Below are 16,081 nucleotides of genomic sequence, written 5' to 3'. Positions count from 1 at the left end.
AACTTATTATTTTAATTGTTTTGGCAACAAATACATCTCAGGAATTCGACGCTGTTATCGCAGTTTGCAAATCGCTTTTTTTAAAGAAAACAAATGACTACGGAACCGCGTGGCGAATATTAAGACCGGCCTCTATAACCGATCAGATTTTCATCAAGGCGCAACGCATTCGCACATTAGAAGAGAAAAAAGTATCTAAAGTAGGGGAAGACATCACTTCCGAATACATTGGCATCATTAATTATTGTGTAATTGCCATGATGCAATTGGATTTGAGCGAGCATGATCCTTTGGAAATGGAACTGAAAGCCGTTGAGGCCGCTTACGATACAAAAGTAAATGAAACCAAGGAATTGATGTTCAATAAAAACCACGATTATGGTGAAGCCTGGAGGGATATGCGCATTAGTTCGTTAACGGATCTGATTTTGATGAAAATCTTTCGGGTAAAACAGATAGAAGATAATTCAGGACAAACACTAGCATCAGAAGGTGTGAGCGCTAATTATCAGGATATGTTAAATTATGCGGTTTTTGCATTGATTAAATTGGGTGTTCAGTAATGAGAAAGATTGCATTAAACTTTTCGAGGATCTTTGTTGGTGTCCTTTTTATTTTTTCAGGGTTAATTAAAGCCAATGATCCGCTTGGATTTGGCTATAAATTACAAGAGTATTTTGATGTATTCCATATGCCCTTTTTGGGTAGTATGGCTACAGGAATTGCCATATTGCTTTGCGTATTTGAAATTGTATTGGGTGCATTGTTGCTATTTGGATTTTGGAGCAAAAAAGTAACTGGCGGATTACTGGCAGTGATTGTCTTTTTCACCTTCCTAACTTTTGTATCTGCCGCCTTTAAAGTGGTTACATCGTGTGGCTGTTTTGGGGATGCCATTCCTCTAACCCCATGGCAATCCTTCTCTAAAGACCTTGTGCTATTGGCATTGATCATTTATTTGTTCATCAATCACGACCTGATCAAACCTGTTACTAAAAACTTGAAAGTGCAGCAGGGCTTATTTGCTTTTGTAACCCTAGCTTCTACCTTATTTGGCGTGTTTACTTACAGCACATTGCCTGTTTTGGATTTCTTACCTTATAAAATAGGTGCAAATCTCCCTCAGTTGATGAAAATCCCTGAAGGAGAAAAAGGTGATGAGTATGCCATTATGTACAAAATGCAGAACAAGAAAACGGGCGAAAAGAAGGTGATGAGTGATAAAGATTACCTGAAAACAGAGATATGGAAGGACGAGAACTGGGAAATCGTAGGTGACCCAGATAAGGTTTTGGTAAAAAAAGGATATGAACCTAAGATCAAAGATTTGTTGATTTCTGATGCTTCAGGTACCGATTATACCAAAGAACTCATAGAGAATCCTTATTATAACCTGGTTATTGTAGCCTACAATTTAAAAGAAACCAATGAGAATGCCATAGCTCAGCTTAATGCCCTGGCATTAAATGCTGCTGAGCAGTTTAATATCAGAACGGTTTTGTTAACTTCAAACTCCGCCAGTGATGCAGATGTATTTAGCAAACGTATGAAGTTGTTTGCTGAAGTGTTTTATGGCGATGCTGTACCTTTAAAAAGTATGGTTAGGTCAAACCCTGGCGTAATATTACTTAAAAATGGGGTGGTGGTCAACAAATGGCATTACAATACGGTGCCTTCTTTTGATAAACTTGCAGATATGTATTTTAGTAAATAACTATGTTTCAATACGCCGTCAAAAAAATCTTATATGGATTTGCCGTAATGGCGGGCGTTATTGTAGTGGTGTTTATTTTGTTTAATATATTACCAGGTGATCCGGCAAGGATGACTATGGGACAACGGGCAGATGTATCTTCTATCGAGGCTGTGCGTAAGGAATTTGGGCTGGATAGGTCTAAACCAGCACAGTTCTTTCTTTACCTGAATGATCTCTCACCGCTCGGTGTCCACGAAAATACAGCAGAAAGCAAAGAGAAATATCATTACGTAAAATTGATTTCATTTGGTGACGAGGTATTGGCAATTAAATGGCCTTACCTGCGGCGCTCTTATCAAACCAAACGTGATGTAACCACGATATTGTCCGAGACTGTACCCAATACCTTTATATTGGCCCTTACGGCCATGATATTTGCAACATTGATTGGGGTATTTCTAGGCGTGCTTTCGGCAGTTCATAAAGATACCTGGATAGATAAAGCGGCCAACTCCTTCGCTATTCTAGGTATTTCGGCACCCTCTTTTTTTGCCGGGATCATTATCGCCTGGCTGTTTGGCTTTGTACTGAGTGATTGTACCGGACTCAATATGTCGGGTAGTTTATATAGCTACGATCCTTTTAAAGGGGAAATCATGACCTGGAAAAATCTATGGTTGCCCATGGTTACTTTAGGGTTGAGACCATTGTCCATTATTGTCCAGTTAACCCGAAGCGCGATGCTTGATGTACTGGCACAGGATTATATTCGTACCGCCCGCGCAAAAGGGCTAAGTCGTCATGTGATTATTTATAAGCATGCTTTAAAAAATGCACTAAACCCTGTGATTACGGCGATATCGGGCTGGTTTGCCTCTTTATTGGCAGGATCTTTCTTTGTAGAATATATATTTGGGTACAATGGCCTGGGCCGAGCAACGGTAAATGCGTTGGAAATGTCTGATTTCCCAGTCGTAATGGGCTCCATTCTTTTTATAGCATTCGTATTCGTAATAATTAATATTTTGGTAGATGTATTATATGCCTTTGTAGATCCAAGGGTAAAATTGGCGTAAATGATGAAGATTTTTTTAGTAGGTTTTATGGGCTGTGGTAAAAGCACAATGGGAAAAAAGCTAGCCGTAAAATTGGGATACGAATTTATTGACCTTGATCATCAGATTGAGAAAAGTCTGGATACAACAATCGCGGATTATTTTTCAATACATGGCGAAGCAGCTTTTAGAAAGCTGGAAAGCGAAACATTAAAGAACTTTGATTATCCTGCAAATGCCGTTGTGGCAACAGGCGGTGGTGCACCATGTTTTTTTGATAACATGGAATGGATGAATGCAAATGGTTTATCTATATACATTGAAATGTCTGCTGCCGCATTGGCCAAACGACTGGAAGGTGGTAAGGAAAAAAGACCCTTGTTAAGGGATCTTAATGAAGCACAAATGATCGAATTTATCGAAAGTAAACTGCTTGAGAGGGATGTATTTTACAAACGCGCCCTCGTAACGGTAAATGGAATTAGCCTCACCGCAGATGCGATGAGGGCAATGATATTGAGCAGGCAATAGATCGTATTCCTGCTATATGCTATTTTCTAAAAATGTCAGGTTTTTTCTTCATGGCCTGATCAACAGAGAACGGTCCTGAGCCCACAATCCAAAACAATACCAGTAACAGCAATACAATGATAGATAACCATAACTCATTGTTAAGAACTGAAAATCCGCGCGACAGGTTGACAAAGAACACTGCACATAGTAATATTGGAATCTGAATTACCGCCGAAAAGCGGGTAAGCAGTCCAAGGGTAATAAAAAGGCCACCTACAAGATGCACAAAACCAACAATATGTAATCCCAAGCTTGACATGAAGCCCGAGAAACCATAAGTGTCATTTTGCAAAATCATGTCTTGAAGTGCACCTGTATTGCTGACTATCGCAATACCTTTACTAAAGATGAGCAGGCCTAATACAATTCGGATAACATCCAGCCATTTGGCATGATGGACATCGCCCCAGTGCTCAATTTTTTGAATAACTGTCATACAGAACGCCTTCTTTTTAATGAAGTCCTCTATTAAAGTTAACTAAATCCTAGGAGAGAAACAATAGTAAAATATTAACAATAAATGGTTTATACTTGTTTCCAGCAGAGGTCGGCCTGCATTTGTAGCACAGATGAGAACTGTTGCCTCGGTGGCAGATTCAAATAAGGATAAGTAACTTTAGATAAATAAAGTCCCTCGGGGTGTGCGGGAGTGATTAAATCCGGCGTTTTATTATTGATCAGATAACCTTCAAACTCCTCTACACTCAATACTCCTTTGCCAATTTTTAACAATTGTCCCATAATGATCCTGATCATTTTACTCAGAAAACGATTGGAAGAAATCTGGAAACGAAGATGGTCGCCATTCTCGTCGACTGATAAACTAGCCGATTTGACATAGCATAAGGTGTGTTCGTATTTATCCGGACTGGTGCAAAAGGCTCTATAGTCTTTATAATTTGGCAATATGGCTGCCGCCTGCTGCATCTTGTCGAAATCTAGTTTGTCCAGTAAATAAAACGAACTCAGGCCGTTTAAAAAAGGATTCTTATAAGTATGTATGAAATAGTCGTACGATCGTTGTACGGCATCAAAACGGGCGTGCTGCATACCATCCATAGGGATAATGTCAAAAATAGCAATGTTGCCCGGCAACACCTTATTCATCCTGAACATCAGGTCGAAATCCCAGGGTTGCTCCACATCCATATGAAAGAAAAACTGACTAGCATGTACACGTGCATCCGTACGGCCACAACCATTAATAAATATAGGGGTTTTTAATACCTGGCTAAGCGCCTGCTCTATAACGCCCTGTACATTCATTACGCCAGGCTGTTTTTGCCAGCCATTGTACTTTAATCCGTTATAGCCTATGTGAACAAAATATCTCAATCTCTTTCTTTTAATGTTATTTTTTTCCTGCGCGTTTATTTAGTTCTTCAATTGGCATGTTCATCATCCTGCCTATAGGCGTTTTGCCTTTGTATGTAATTACCTTCAGCATGGTTGCATCCTTCGGAGGTGTTAATTTTTCCGTATACTTCGGATAAAAACGGTCAGGGAAAGAGTTGTCAAAACTGTAATAAATTTCCAATCCTGGAACCTCTGTACTCAATTCTATCTGTAGCTGTCTATCAGCTGATCTGCTTACTTTAAAAATAGGATCATACACACTTGGCGCATACTTAGTCTCCGCCATGTCTAATCGCTTAAAATGCTGTTCTACTCTGCCAAAAAAGTTTGGCCAGTTTTTCTTGGCTGCCGGCGACCAAACCGATTCTGCAATCGCCATTCCCCTTGGCCAGGTCATGTATTCAGCCTGGCGGATGTTGTATACCTGCTCGGCCCATAAATTGGCTTGGCCCCCTTTGATGTATTTAGGATCGACACCTGTCGGAACAGGTTCAAATTCATAGGATTTGCTTAAGCGGAGCGAAGCATATACTCTTGGTTCCGTTATCGCATCAGCCTGCATATAATCCAGATAAGCATAAGTGCTAGGACTCATCACTACCTCATGTTGTTTTTTGGCCGCCTCAATACCGTATTTCGTCCCGCGCCAAGCCATGACAGCAGCGCTAGGCGACATATCACCATTCAATATTTCATCCCAACCAATAAATTTCTTTCCCTTCGATTCCACTATTTTCTGTACACGCTTTTCAAAATAGCCTTGTACCTGGTGCATATCTTTTAATCCTTCTTTTTGCATTAACGTTTTGATGGCATCACTCTTTTCCCAGAAATTGAAAGGAGCTTCATCGCCACCCATGTGGATGTATTCAAAAGGGAAAAGTGCAGCTACCTGCGTAATGACCGTATCCAGAAAGGTATATACTTTTTCATTGGCAGGACAAAGCGTATTGTCAACCAAAGCAGTTGGAGGGGCCCCTCTAGACCAGTCCATAATGCGTTCGCCAGAGCGCACTTTATAGTTTTCTGCACCTGGCGTACAAGATAGCTCCGGATAGGAAGCAATTGCAGCCAAACTGTGACCTGGTACATCAATTTCGGGCAGGATATTTACAAATCTCTCCTTTGCATATTGTACCAGCTCCTTAATATCTTCCTGTGTATAAAAGCCACCATAATTGCGTGGCTCATCAGCAGTAGGAGGGATGAAATTCCCAAATTCACCTACTTTTCGTACACTCCATGCACCTACCTCGGTTAATTTAGGTAAGCCTTTTATTTCTATTCTCCAGCCTTCATCATCCGTTAGGTGTAAATGAAGAATGTTGTATTTATAGCGCACCATCGCATTGATGTATTGTTTGATCTCATCCTTTGTGAAATAATGACGGGCAACATCAAACATTAAACCTCTCCAGCCTAAGCGGGGGTAATCTGTAACCTCAACGCATGGCGATTTCCATTCAATTCCTTCTACAAGTTCTTTACTTTCAATAGCCGCAGGGAATAACTGAAGCAAACTTTGCACGCCATAAAATAACCCAGCAGCATGATTTGCCTTTATGCTGATGTGTTTTGGTGTTACTGATAGCTGATATCCTTCAGTTCCAAGTACTGGATCTGCTTTATCATTTAGAGACAGTTTGATGTTTGCTATTCCCGATTTGTTACTTACTGTGGATACATAGCTGCCTGTAGGTACAGATAATCTTTCTTGTAAAAAAACAAGGAGCTGATGTGTTTCTGGTACTGCAGGACACTGTATCGTTACATTGGCAGGCAAAGTAAAGTGGCCTTCATGCTTCACAACAGTTACTGGCTCTGGTATAATGGCAATATCCTGAGGTAAATTAACAGGATCTGGTGTTTCTAAAGACATGGTATTTTGTGCAACAGACGTTTGCGCGATAGCTGAATAACTGAGTAAGAAAAAACACAAAAGGGAGAAGATATTTTTCATTAATGAATTTTAGCGGATTATAAATTCTGGAAACGGCTGCAATTTACCAATTACTTTAACGCATCCAATACGGTAAATAGTTTCTTGTTGATGCCTGAACCTGAATAATTGTTGATATTAATAACGATGATATACTTATTGCCGGCAGCACTGGTATGGTAACCTGCAAAAGCAGATACATTATTTATGGTGCCACTCTTTATTTTCATGTCATTATATTCTGGGAAGGCTTTATAATAGTCGCCAAACCAGGCTTCTTTCTGTGCTTGAAACAAAACATTCGCTATGGCCATTGTTGTAACACGGTTTGCTGGAGATAGGCCACTTCCATCAATAATATTTAGTGCATTTTTATCAATGCCTTTCTCAGCCCAAAAGTTAATTTCTGCGGTTGCTCCGTCATCAGTTGTAGCATTCTTGCCAGACTTTATGGCGACAGCCTTCAGTAAGGTCTCACCATATAGATTAATACTCTTTTTTAAAAACCAATAAGTCATTTCTGATAGTGTAGGCGAAGTTATGGTGCTGATTTTTTGCGTAATCTCCGGGATAGGTCGCTCGTTTAAAGCCATGATCCGGGTTGTGGTAGCCGGTTGCGTAGCAGTGATACCCAATAGCTTTAAAGTGTCTTGTAAACGGTAAGCACAATCAAAAGCAGGGTCGGGGAGCGCCGCCGAAATGCTTGATTTGCCAATACCTAAACCCCATGTGCCTCTTATATAAGCGGTAGACGCATATGGCGGTAAAAAAGCATAGGCCTGATCTCCACTGCCTTGAGCACCAGTTTTAAGTTCATTAACAACTTTTAAGTAAGGGATCTCCGGGACTGTTTTTAATAGCTTAGCCGGTTCACCTACTTTTGATCCTGGCCTTAAATGGAGGTCAAACTGGTTCTCGCGCCATGATAATCCAGATGTGCCAGCACCGTAATAGTTTCCCATGTCTTGCCATGTCCAACCTTCGGGGGTAGTTTGTGTACCAAATATACGGTCATCACCAATAATGGCTCCTTCGATCCTTTTTATGCCTGCTTTTTTGATCGCTGCAATCCATTCCCTGAGTACCGCGTTTTCTTTGTTTTGGTATCGATCAGAACCCAATGTAGGGTCGCCACTGCCAATAATGATTAAGTCCCCTTTTAAAACACCCTCAGTAGTAATGTTTCCGGTGTAAGCCAAAGTTGTTTGAAATTGAAAATCTTTTCCAAGTACACTAAATGCCGTGGCAGCAGTAATGACTTTTAAGGTAGAGGCTGTGGCCAGACCTACCTGCTCGTTATGTGTAAACAGTGGTTTGCCGGTATTGGCATCCAAAACACAAAGTGAGGTGCTGGCATATTTAGCCTGTGGGTCCGACTGAAAAGCACTGTATGCTTTCTCCAGCTTCTGTATCGGGCTTTGTGCAAAAGAGATACTACAGATGAAGAGTAGTGCTAAAAAAGGTAATCTTGATCTTTTAGACATATGCTTTAAAAAAAAAGTGATGTATGTATAACTGATAAAAGCTATTCATACATCACTCTAACGTTTATAATTTATAAAATTATACCAGTTGGTTCTTTACAAGGTATTCAGCAATCTGAACCGCATTGGTTGCAGCACCTTTACGTAGGTTGTCCGCTACAATCCACATGTTCAATGTGTTTGGCAATGATTCATCACGTCTGATTCTTCCTACAAATACCTCATCTTTCTCATGCGCATCTTTAGGCATTGGATATTTAAGGTTTGCCGGATCGTCAACTAAAATGATACCTTCAGTATTCGCCAATAGGTTTTTCACTTCAGTTACATCAAAGTCGTTCTCAAACTCAACGTTTACCGACTCAGAGTGACCACCCATTACCGGAATACGTACTGTTGTAGCTGTAACTTTAATGCTGTTGTCGCCCATAATTTTTTGGGTTTCCAAAATCATTTTCATCTCTTCTTTGGTGTATCCATTATCCTGGAAAACATCAATCTGAGGGATTACGTTTAAATCGATAGGATAAGCATAAGCCATAGGGCCATCAGTTATTCCTTTACGCTCGTTCATCAATTGTTCAACAGCTTTTACACCAGTTCCGGTTACAGACTGATAAGTTGAAACGACAACGCGTTTGATCTTATATTTATCATGAAGTGGTTTTAAAGCCACCACCATTTGGATAGTTGAACAGTTCGGATTTGCAATGATCTTATCATCAGCTGATAATTCAGTTGCATTTACTTCAGGCACAACCAGCTTTTTCGACGGATCCATGCGCCATGCAGATGAATTGTCGATTACTGTAGTACCAACTGCAGCAAAACGAGGGGCCTCAGCTAATGAAGTGCTGCCACCTGCAGAAAACAACGCAATATCAGGTCTCATCGAAATCGCAGTCTCCATGTTTACAACAGCGTACTTCTTACCCTTAAATGTGATTTCCTTACCAACACTCTTCTCAGAGGCTACAGGGATCAATTCGGTTAACGGGAAGTTACGCTCTTCTAATACTTTTAACATTACGGTGCCTACCAGACCGGTGGCTCCAACTACTGCAATTTTCATCTTTTAATTTGTTGTTTTACTTGTTTTTAATTATTTAATAATTGTATTTATGGTGAAATAATAAGTTTCCAAATATGGGCATTTTTTCAATCATAAAAAAGGGGAGTGGCTTTTGACAACCACTCCCCAATATCTTGTTAAGAATTTCTCTTACTTAATCAGTTCACGGTTTACATAATCGAAGCTTTGCTTAATGCTTACAAAAGGATCCTTCGAAAAGTTCTCTTGCTCTACAATTAAGTGCTCAAGACCAGCTTGCTTGGCATGTTTATATATGTTCTTGAAATCTATGGTACCCGAACCAACCTCAGTATTTATACCGTTGTTCGCCTTGTCCATATCCTTTACATGCCACATTGGGAAACGGCCTGGGTATTTATTGAACATCGCAACTGGATCATTTCCTGAGCGTACTACCCAGTACAAATCCATTTCAAATCTAATCAGGTTTTTATCTGTTTCATTCAATAAAATGTCATAACCTGTAGTTCCACCTTCATACTTTTTAAATTCAAAATCATGGTTATGGTAGGCCAATTTTAAACCCGATTGTTTCACCAATTCAGCTGCTTCGTTTAAGCGGCCTGCAATCTTTTTGTAATCTTCAAGCGACGTTCTGACTGGCTCCCCTAAATAAGCGATGGTAAAATATTTATTATTAACTGCTACCGCTCCTTCTATATATGGTTTTAACAAATCCTTGTTGCCGCTTTTGATGAAATCATCAAGACCAAAATGCCCACTCGGGGTAGTTAAGCCATTCGCAGTAAGTAAGCTTTTAAATGACTTAGCGTCAAGACCCCAGTAGCCACCAGTTGGTGAAAAACCATAAGTCTCTACCTCTTTGTATCCTGCTTTTGCAATTTTTTCTATTACACCTTTTACATCAGTAGGAAGTTCTTTCCTAAGTGAATACAATTGTATGCCAACTTTTCTTTTCGACCCCGCTGCAAAGGCAAAAGATGGTAATAAAAGTGCCCCTGCTGCGGCAAGACCTGTTTGTTTTAGAAAACTTCTTCTTGAGTTCATATTTATGAATTTAAACGTCGCAAATATTTACGGCATCTCTTAATGATTTTATTTTATCTGCATATTTTGGAATAAATTCCTGTGCCACATAGCCTTTAAATCCGGTTGCAAGGATTGCTTTCATAATCGCAGGGTAAAATAATTCCTGTGTATCATCAATCTCATTTCTGCCCGGTACACCCGCAGTATGGTAGTGAGAAATGTATGGATGAAAAGTCTGGATATTACGGATCACATCGCCCTCATCAATCTGCATATGATAAATATCGTATAACAATTTGAAGTTCTCAGATCCTAGTCTTTTCGCCAATTCTGCACCCCAAGCCGTATGATCACATTGATAATCCTTATGGTTTATTTTGCTGTTCAATAGCTCCATAACCAATACCACACCATGCTTTTCAGCTAGTGGTAATACCTGTTTCAAGCCCTCAACACAGTTTTTAAGCCCAGTTTCATCATCTTTACCACGTCTGTTGCCGCTAAAGCAAATCAGTTGGGTATAACCAGCCTCAGCAACTTTCGGAATCATTTCCGAATAGTTTTTAATCAGCGTAGCATGAAATTGTGGATCATTCCAGCCATCCACTAAATTGATCTCTGCACCATTACACATAGAGGAGTATAACCCGTGTTTTTTTAGTATAGGCCAATCTTTAGGACCTACCAGATCAATAGCTTTAATCCCAATTTTCTTTGCTTCGATGCACAAATCATCTAACTCCATTTTGCCAAAGCACCAGCGGCATACCGAGTGGTTTATATTTCCTTTTAGCATGGTGGATTTAGTTTGTTCCAGCGCAAAAGTGGGTATAGCCGCCGAAACACCTAAAGCGGCAGTTCCGGCAACAATATTTTTCAATGCAGTTCTTCTGCTTAAATTCTCACTCATCTTGTGTTTAATTAATCAGCTGTTTCAGTTGCAGGTTTATTGTTGTCTTTAAAAAACAGTAAAAACAATAAGGTGACAGCAGCAGCAATACCAGCTGGGATAATCCAAATGTGATACCAGTCATGTCCACCAGTAATTACATATTTATCAACTACCATTCCAGAAATGATAGAACCAACCAGCATACCTACGCCATATGTAGCTAGGGTGATGAAGCCCTGTGCAGCACTTTTAAAGCGCTCTCCTGCAAGTCTATCTGTATAAATCTGCCCAGTTACAAAGAAGAAATCATAGCAAATTCCATGTAATACAATCCCTCCAATCAGCATCCAATAATTGGCGTCTGCATTGCCATAAGCAAAGAAAAGGTAGCGAACTATCCAGGCAATCATTCCTATGGCCAGCATTTTTTTAACACCTAAACGGACAAAAAATAAAGGCATTAGCAACATGAACAATGTTTCTGAAACCTGACCGAGAGACTGTACTCCGGCAGCAGACTTCATACCCGCCTCATTTAGAAAGGGATTAGTAAAGTTATAATAGAAAGCCAAAGGTATACAGATGGCAACCGATGAAAGGAAAAACAACAGGTAGGATTTGTTTTTTAACAAGCCAATCGCGTCCAGACCAATGATGTCGCCAAATGTGGTTTTTTCTCCTTTTTTCGCAGGTGGGGTATGTGGTAATATAAAACTGAAAAGGCCCAGAATAATAGATGCAACTGAAGCCATTTTAAAAGTCATTACTAAATTTCCTCCCTGCTCCCAGTTCAACCAGCCGATTACCAGGCCGGCAATAATCCAACCGATGGTACCAAATACTCTTATTGAAGGGAATTCTTTACCTGGATCTGCCATTTGTTTAAATGAAATGGAATTTACCAACGCAAGGGTAGGCATGTAGGCGATCATGTATCCCAAAATAAAGGGAAAGAAGCTTTCGAAGTTTAACGATGTTGAGGCAAACCATAATAAGATTCCGCCGACAAGATGTAAAACCCCCAGAATTTTCTGAGCGGCAAAAAAACGATCAGCAATTAAGCCGATAATAAATGGAGCTATAATGGCTCCTAGTGATTGTGTACTATAGGCAGATCCAATTTGTACGCCATCTGATAACAAATTTTTGCCGAGATAAGTACCCATTGTTACAAACCATGCACCCCAGATAAAAAACTCCAGGAACATCATGGTCGATAATTTGATGCGGTTATTTAAGTTCATGTTTGGTTATTTAATTCTTTTTTGTGGGTCTATTATAGCTGTTTAATCATGATGTTGCGGTACCAAACTTCGTTACCATGATCTTGAAGTGCTATTTTACCAGATTTATAGGTTCCCCAATCTGCCCAGTTTGCAAACTTACTTCCGGCAATAAGCGTTTTCCAGTTGTCATTCCAAAGCGTAGTGGACACTACTTTTACACCATTTAGGTATTGCTCCAATTTGCCATCTTTGCAAATAATTTCAGCTGTATTCCATTCGCCAACAGGTTTTACCGGCTCAGAACTGCTTTTAATCAAATCATACAGGTCTCCCGAACGGTGTTTTGGTATTTTGCCATCTTTATGACCATCATTATCCAATACCTGCATTTCCAGACCAGTACTATAAGTTTGATTATATTTTGCAGGGTCCTCTTTTACATAATAAATGACTCCACTATTACCATTAGGTGCAATTTTCCAGTCTATTTTTAAATGAAAATTGCTGTACTCATTATCGGTTACTAAATCGCCGCCACCGTTACTATCTCCATTGGGATTGAAATGGAAAGCACCATCCTCAATAACCCATTTTGATCCTGCGGTAGTTTTACCGTAGGTATGCCAGCCCTTTGCTGTTTTACCATCAAATAGTTTAGTAAAACCTTTTTTGCCCGATTGAGCCTGTGCAATGCTTCCGCCAAATAGTGCGGTTAACACAATGGCTGATAAGATATATTTTTTCATGTTCTATGTTTTTTATCTTGGTTCTTTATTTTTTAATCCTCAATCCTGGTTAAACACCAAGTGACCAACCTTTACGGTATTCGCGTTTTACAAATTGATTCACCTCATCAAAATTGGTGATCTTCATGTTTGCATTGTCCCAAAGTAATTTGATGTTTCTGCCCGGATACTTAATCTTTCCTTCTGCATTTTTGCGTTGGATGTCAGTACCTCTAATCGCAAGATTAGCCATTAACAAGGATTCAGTAAGGGGTCCTGCAATAGAGAATGGAGAACTTAGTTCTTTTTTGCCATAACCCGCAATACAAGCATCAACCCATTGTCCGTAATGGCCATTAGCACCGTCTGGAACGCGTGCAAATTTTTGTGCTACTTTGATATTCTCATTTCTGCTTAAAGGAAGTAATCGTGGATTTGAACCATAAGTGCTAGCCATCATTTTGCCTTTTGTACCAACAAACAAGGTGCCGTTTCCACCGTCGCCAAATGTGTCGTTTGCGCCCAATTCTTCAGGTCTTTCAGGTTGTATACCACCGTCCATCCAATGTACAGTAACGTCCCCTTTTGTTTTATTAGTTTTAGGGAATTTTAAGGTTACATGACTTGATGGTGGACAGCTATCAGGGAAATAACCCCTTTTAAACTCATCTACATATACAGAACCAACGCTAGCCTGAACTTCAGTCGCATATTTTAAATTTAAAACGCTGAAAGGAGCTTCCAATAAATGGCAGCCCATGTCTCCCAATGCTCCAGTTCCATAATCCCACCAGCCGCGCCAGTTAAATGGAACAAGTTTATCTACATAATCTTTATAAGGAGCTGTACCTAGCCACAAATCCCAGTCAAGATCAGCAGGTATTGGTGCTTTATTAGCCGACCATGGAATACCTTGAGGCCATACTGGTCTGTCAGTCCATGCATAAATGGTATGGACATCGCCAATTAAACCTGCATCATACCATTCCCTCATTAACCTTGGACCATCATTAGAGGCACCCTGGTTACCCATTTGCGTAACCACCTTATACTTTTCAGCAGCAGCAGTTAAAGCACGTGCTTCATAAATATCATGGGTTAAAGGTTTCTGAACGTACACGTGTTTACCTAACTGCATGGCAGCGATGGCTTGTATAGCATGACTATGATCAGGCGTAGAGATAGAAACCGCATCAAAGTTCTTAGCTTCCTTATCCAGCATTTCACGGTAGTCCCGGTAATACTTTGCCTTAGGGAAAGCTTTTACACTTTCTGCAGCTCTGCTATCGTGTACATCGCAAAGGAATCCAATGTCAGCCTTACCGCTTTTGTAGAAGCTGGCAATATCCGATTTACCTTTGCCCCCAGCACCTATGCTGGCAATAATAAGCCTATCGCTAGGCGCTAAAAAACCTCTTCCACCCAAAACGTGGCGCGGTACGATCATAAATGCCGATGCAGCAATAGCTGTGGTTTTTAGAAAGTTCCGCCTGGATGAAGATTCCTGATCTTTTTTTGTGTGGTCCATTTTTGTGTGGTTCTAGTGGTGAGTGGTTCTTCGATGTGTGATCTTATTTTTTTAGCGATAAAATGTAGCTAACCATCTTTTTCGCATCATCTTTGCTTAAAGAAGCGTGTGGCGACATAGGAATCTCTCCCCATACACCTTTACCTCCGGCAATGATTTTATCCGCAAGATGGCTTACATTTTCATCATTTAAAGGATATTTAGCCGCAATATCTACATACGCAGGCCCGATCACCTTTTGTACTTTATTGTGGCAACCAATACAGTCAGATTTTGCAATTAACTTTTCTCCTTCGCCCTTAACAGCAGGAGCAGTAGCAGCTGGAGTTTCTGTTGTTGTTGCTGGAGTTTCAGTTGTGGTAGTAGTGCTTGTCGACGAAGCGCGTTCTTCTGGACTTGAACATGAGGCCATCGCCAATACGAAACAGCCCAGTACTAATAGTGTTTTTTTCATTTTATTGTGTTATTGATTCAGACCTAAAATCTTATTGTTGAAATCATCATTTCCACCGGAAGATGCAAAATCATCAAAAGCTCTGTCTGTTACTTTAATAATATTCTTTTTAATAAATTCAGCACCTTCTTTGGCGCCAACCTGAGCGTCTTTTATGCAGCATTCCCATTCCATTACTGCCCAACCTGTATAATCGTATTGTGCCAGTTTACTGAAAATAGTTTTAAAATCTACCTGTCCATCTCCCGGCGAACGGTATCTGCCGGCGCGGTTGGCCCAACTTTGGTAACCACCAAAAGTACCCTGCTTACCCGTTGGGTTAAACTCCGAGTCTTTAACATGGAACGCTTTGATCCGCTCATGATAAAAGTCGATGTATTGGATATAATCCAGTTGTTGCAATACAAAATGTGAAGGATCATATAGCAGACAGGCGCGAGGATGGTTGTTTACCTTTTCAAGGAACATCTCGTAAGTGATGCCATCAAACAAATCTTCTCCCGGGTGTATTTCATAACAAACATCTACACCACAATTGTCAAACTCATTAAGAATAGGCATCCATCTTTTTGCCAGTTCCGTAAAACCTGCATCTACCAAACCTTCAGGGCGCTGTGGCCATGGGTGGAACATGTGCCATAATAAGGAACCGCTAAAAGTCGCATGTGCATTTAAGCCTAGGTTTTGCGAGGCTTTTGCGGCATACTTCATTTGTTGTACAGCCCATTCCGTTCTGGCTTTTGGATTGTTTTTATACGCATCAGGTGCAAAAGCATCAAAAGCAAGATCATATGCAGGGTTTACTGCTACCAGCTGACCCTGTAAATGCGTTGATAATTCAGTAATCTCTAATCCGTACGACTGAACTTTTCCTTTCAATTCATCGGCATAAGTTTTACTTTCTGCTGCTTTCTGCAAATCTATAAAACGTGCATCCAGCGTAGGCATTTGGATTCCTTTAAATCCAAGGCCTGCTGCCCATTCGCAAATGGCATCCAAGGAATTGAAAGGGGCCTCATCTCCAATAAACTGGGCTAAAAAAACTCCTGGTCCTTTAATCGTTGTCATTG

Annotated in this window: 16 protein-coding genes; 4 read left to right on the top strand and 12 right to left on the bottom strand. The window is 40.3% G+C overall.

Going from position 1 to position 16,081, the window contains the following annotated elements:
• Window positions 1-20: 20 nt before the first annotated feature.
• The 4 genes from FBD94_RS13460 to FBD94_RS13445 are packed head-to-tail and all read left to right on the top strand — an operon-like array spanning window position 21 to window position 3,282.
• A complete protein-coding gene (locus tag FBD94_RS13460) occupies window positions 21-563 on the top strand; it encodes a DUF1599 domain-containing protein (RefSeq protein ID WP_136880557.1) in 543 nt (180 codons plus the stop codon).
• Entirely contained in the window at window positions 563-1,714 is a 1,152-nt protein-coding gene (locus tag FBD94_RS13455) for a BT_3928 family protein (RefSeq protein WP_136880556.1), read from the top strand. The genes FBD94_RS13460 and FBD94_RS13455 overlap by 1 nt, the downstream gene beginning before the upstream one ends.
• Window positions 1,715-1,716: 2 nt before the next feature.
• Entirely contained in the window at window positions 1,717-2,772 is a 1,056-nt protein-coding gene (locus FBD94_RS13450) for an ABC transporter permease (protein WP_136880555.1), read from the top strand.
• Window positions 2,773-3,282, top strand: a complete 510-nt coding sequence (locus tag FBD94_RS13445; RefSeq protein WP_136880554.1) for a shikimate kinase — start codon at window positions 2,773-2,775, stop codon at window positions 3,280-3,282. It abuts the gene before it with no gap.
• A gap of 19 nt (window positions 3,283-3,301) precedes the next feature.
• Here the strand turns inward: FBD94_RS13445 and FBD94_RS13440 are convergent, their stop codons facing one another.
• The 12 genes from FBD94_RS13440 to FBD94_RS13385 all read right to left on the bottom strand — a co-directional run bounded on the left by FBD94_RS13440 (window position 3,302) and on the right by FBD94_RS13385 (window position 16,079).
• Window positions 3,302-3,760 (bottom strand): DoxX family protein, encoded by a 459-nt coding sequence (locus FBD94_RS13440; RefSeq protein ID WP_136880553.1) that lies wholly within the window; start codon window positions 3,758-3,760, stop codon window positions 3,302-3,304.
• 89 nt (window positions 3,761-3,849) lie between these two features.
• Window positions 3,850-4,659 carry a tRNA pseudouridine synthase A gene (locus tag FBD94_RS13435; protein ID WP_136880552.1) on the bottom strand — a complete coding sequence of 270 codons (810 nt, stop codon included), beginning with the start codon at window positions 4,657-4,659 and terminating at the stop codon, window positions 3,850-3,852.
• Window positions 4,660-4,675: 16 nt separating this feature from the next.
• On the bottom strand, window positions 4,676-6,640 hold the full coding sequence (locus tag FBD94_RS13430; RefSeq protein ID WP_136880551.1) for a beta-N-acetylhexosaminidase: 1,965 nt from the start codon (window positions 6,638-6,640) through the stop codon (window positions 4,676-4,678).
• A gap of 50 nt (window positions 6,641-6,690) precedes the next feature.
• The gene (dacB, locus tag FBD94_RS13425) at window positions 6,691-8,103 is read right to left on the bottom strand and encodes a D-alanyl-D-alanine carboxypeptidase/D-alanyl-D-alanine endopeptidase (RefSeq protein WP_136880550.1); all 1,413 of its coding nucleotides are present in this window, start codon (window positions 8,101-8,103) and stop codon (window positions 6,691-6,693) included.
• A gap of 79 nt (window positions 8,104-8,182) precedes the next feature.
• Window positions 8,183-9,175 (bottom strand): aspartate-semialdehyde dehydrogenase, encoded by a 993-nt coding sequence (locus tag FBD94_RS13420; protein WP_131611374.1) that lies wholly within the window; start codon window positions 9,173-9,175, stop codon window positions 8,183-8,185.
• A gap of 150 nt (window positions 9,176-9,325) precedes the next feature.
• Window positions 9,326-10,204, bottom strand: a complete 879-nt coding sequence (locus FBD94_RS13415) for a sugar phosphate isomerase/epimerase family protein (RefSeq protein ID WP_136880549.1) — start codon at window positions 10,202-10,204, stop codon at window positions 9,326-9,328.
• Between the two features lie 10 nt (window positions 10,205-10,214).
• Window positions 10,215-11,096, bottom strand: a complete 882-nt coding sequence (locus FBD94_RS13410; protein ID WP_136880548.1) for a hydroxypyruvate isomerase family protein — start codon at window positions 11,094-11,096, stop codon at window positions 10,215-10,217.
• 11 nt (window positions 11,097-11,107) lie between these two features.
• On the bottom strand, window positions 11,108-12,322 hold the full coding sequence (locus FBD94_RS13405; protein WP_136880547.1) for a nucleoside permease: 1,215 nt from the start codon (window positions 12,320-12,322) through the stop codon (window positions 11,108-11,110).
• A 32-nt stretch (window positions 12,323-12,354) separates the two neighbouring features.
• Entirely contained in the window at window positions 12,355-13,050 is a 696-nt protein-coding gene (locus tag FBD94_RS13400) for a 3-keto-disaccharide hydrolase (RefSeq protein WP_136880546.1), read from the bottom strand.
• A gap of 49 nt (window positions 13,051-13,099) precedes the next feature.
• Complete coding sequence (locus FBD94_RS13395) at window positions 13,100-14,557, bottom strand: Gfo/Idh/MocA family protein (protein ID WP_136880545.1); 1,458 nt, start codon at window positions 14,555-14,557, stop codon at window positions 13,100-13,102.
• 43 nt (window positions 14,558-14,600) lie between these two features.
• Window positions 14,601-15,011, bottom strand: coding sequence for a c-type cytochrome (locus FBD94_RS13390; protein ID WP_136880544.1), 411 nt, complete (start codon window positions 15,009-15,011; stop codon window positions 14,601-14,603).
• A gap of 9 nt (window positions 15,012-15,020) precedes the next feature.
• On the bottom strand, window positions 15,021-16,079 hold the full coding sequence (locus tag FBD94_RS13385) for a sugar phosphate isomerase/epimerase family protein (RefSeq protein WP_131611361.1): 1,059 nt from the start codon (window positions 16,077-16,079) through the stop codon (window positions 15,021-15,023).
• Between the last annotated feature and the right edge of the window lie 2 nt (window positions 16,080-16,081).

It is taken from the genome of Pedobacter hiemivivus, from assembly GCF_005144565.1.
Lineage (GTDB): Bacteria > Bacteroidota > Bacteroidia > Sphingobacteriales > Sphingobacteriaceae > Pedobacter > Pedobacter hiemivivus.
This window is presented reverse-complemented; position numbering and strand designations above follow the sequence as displayed.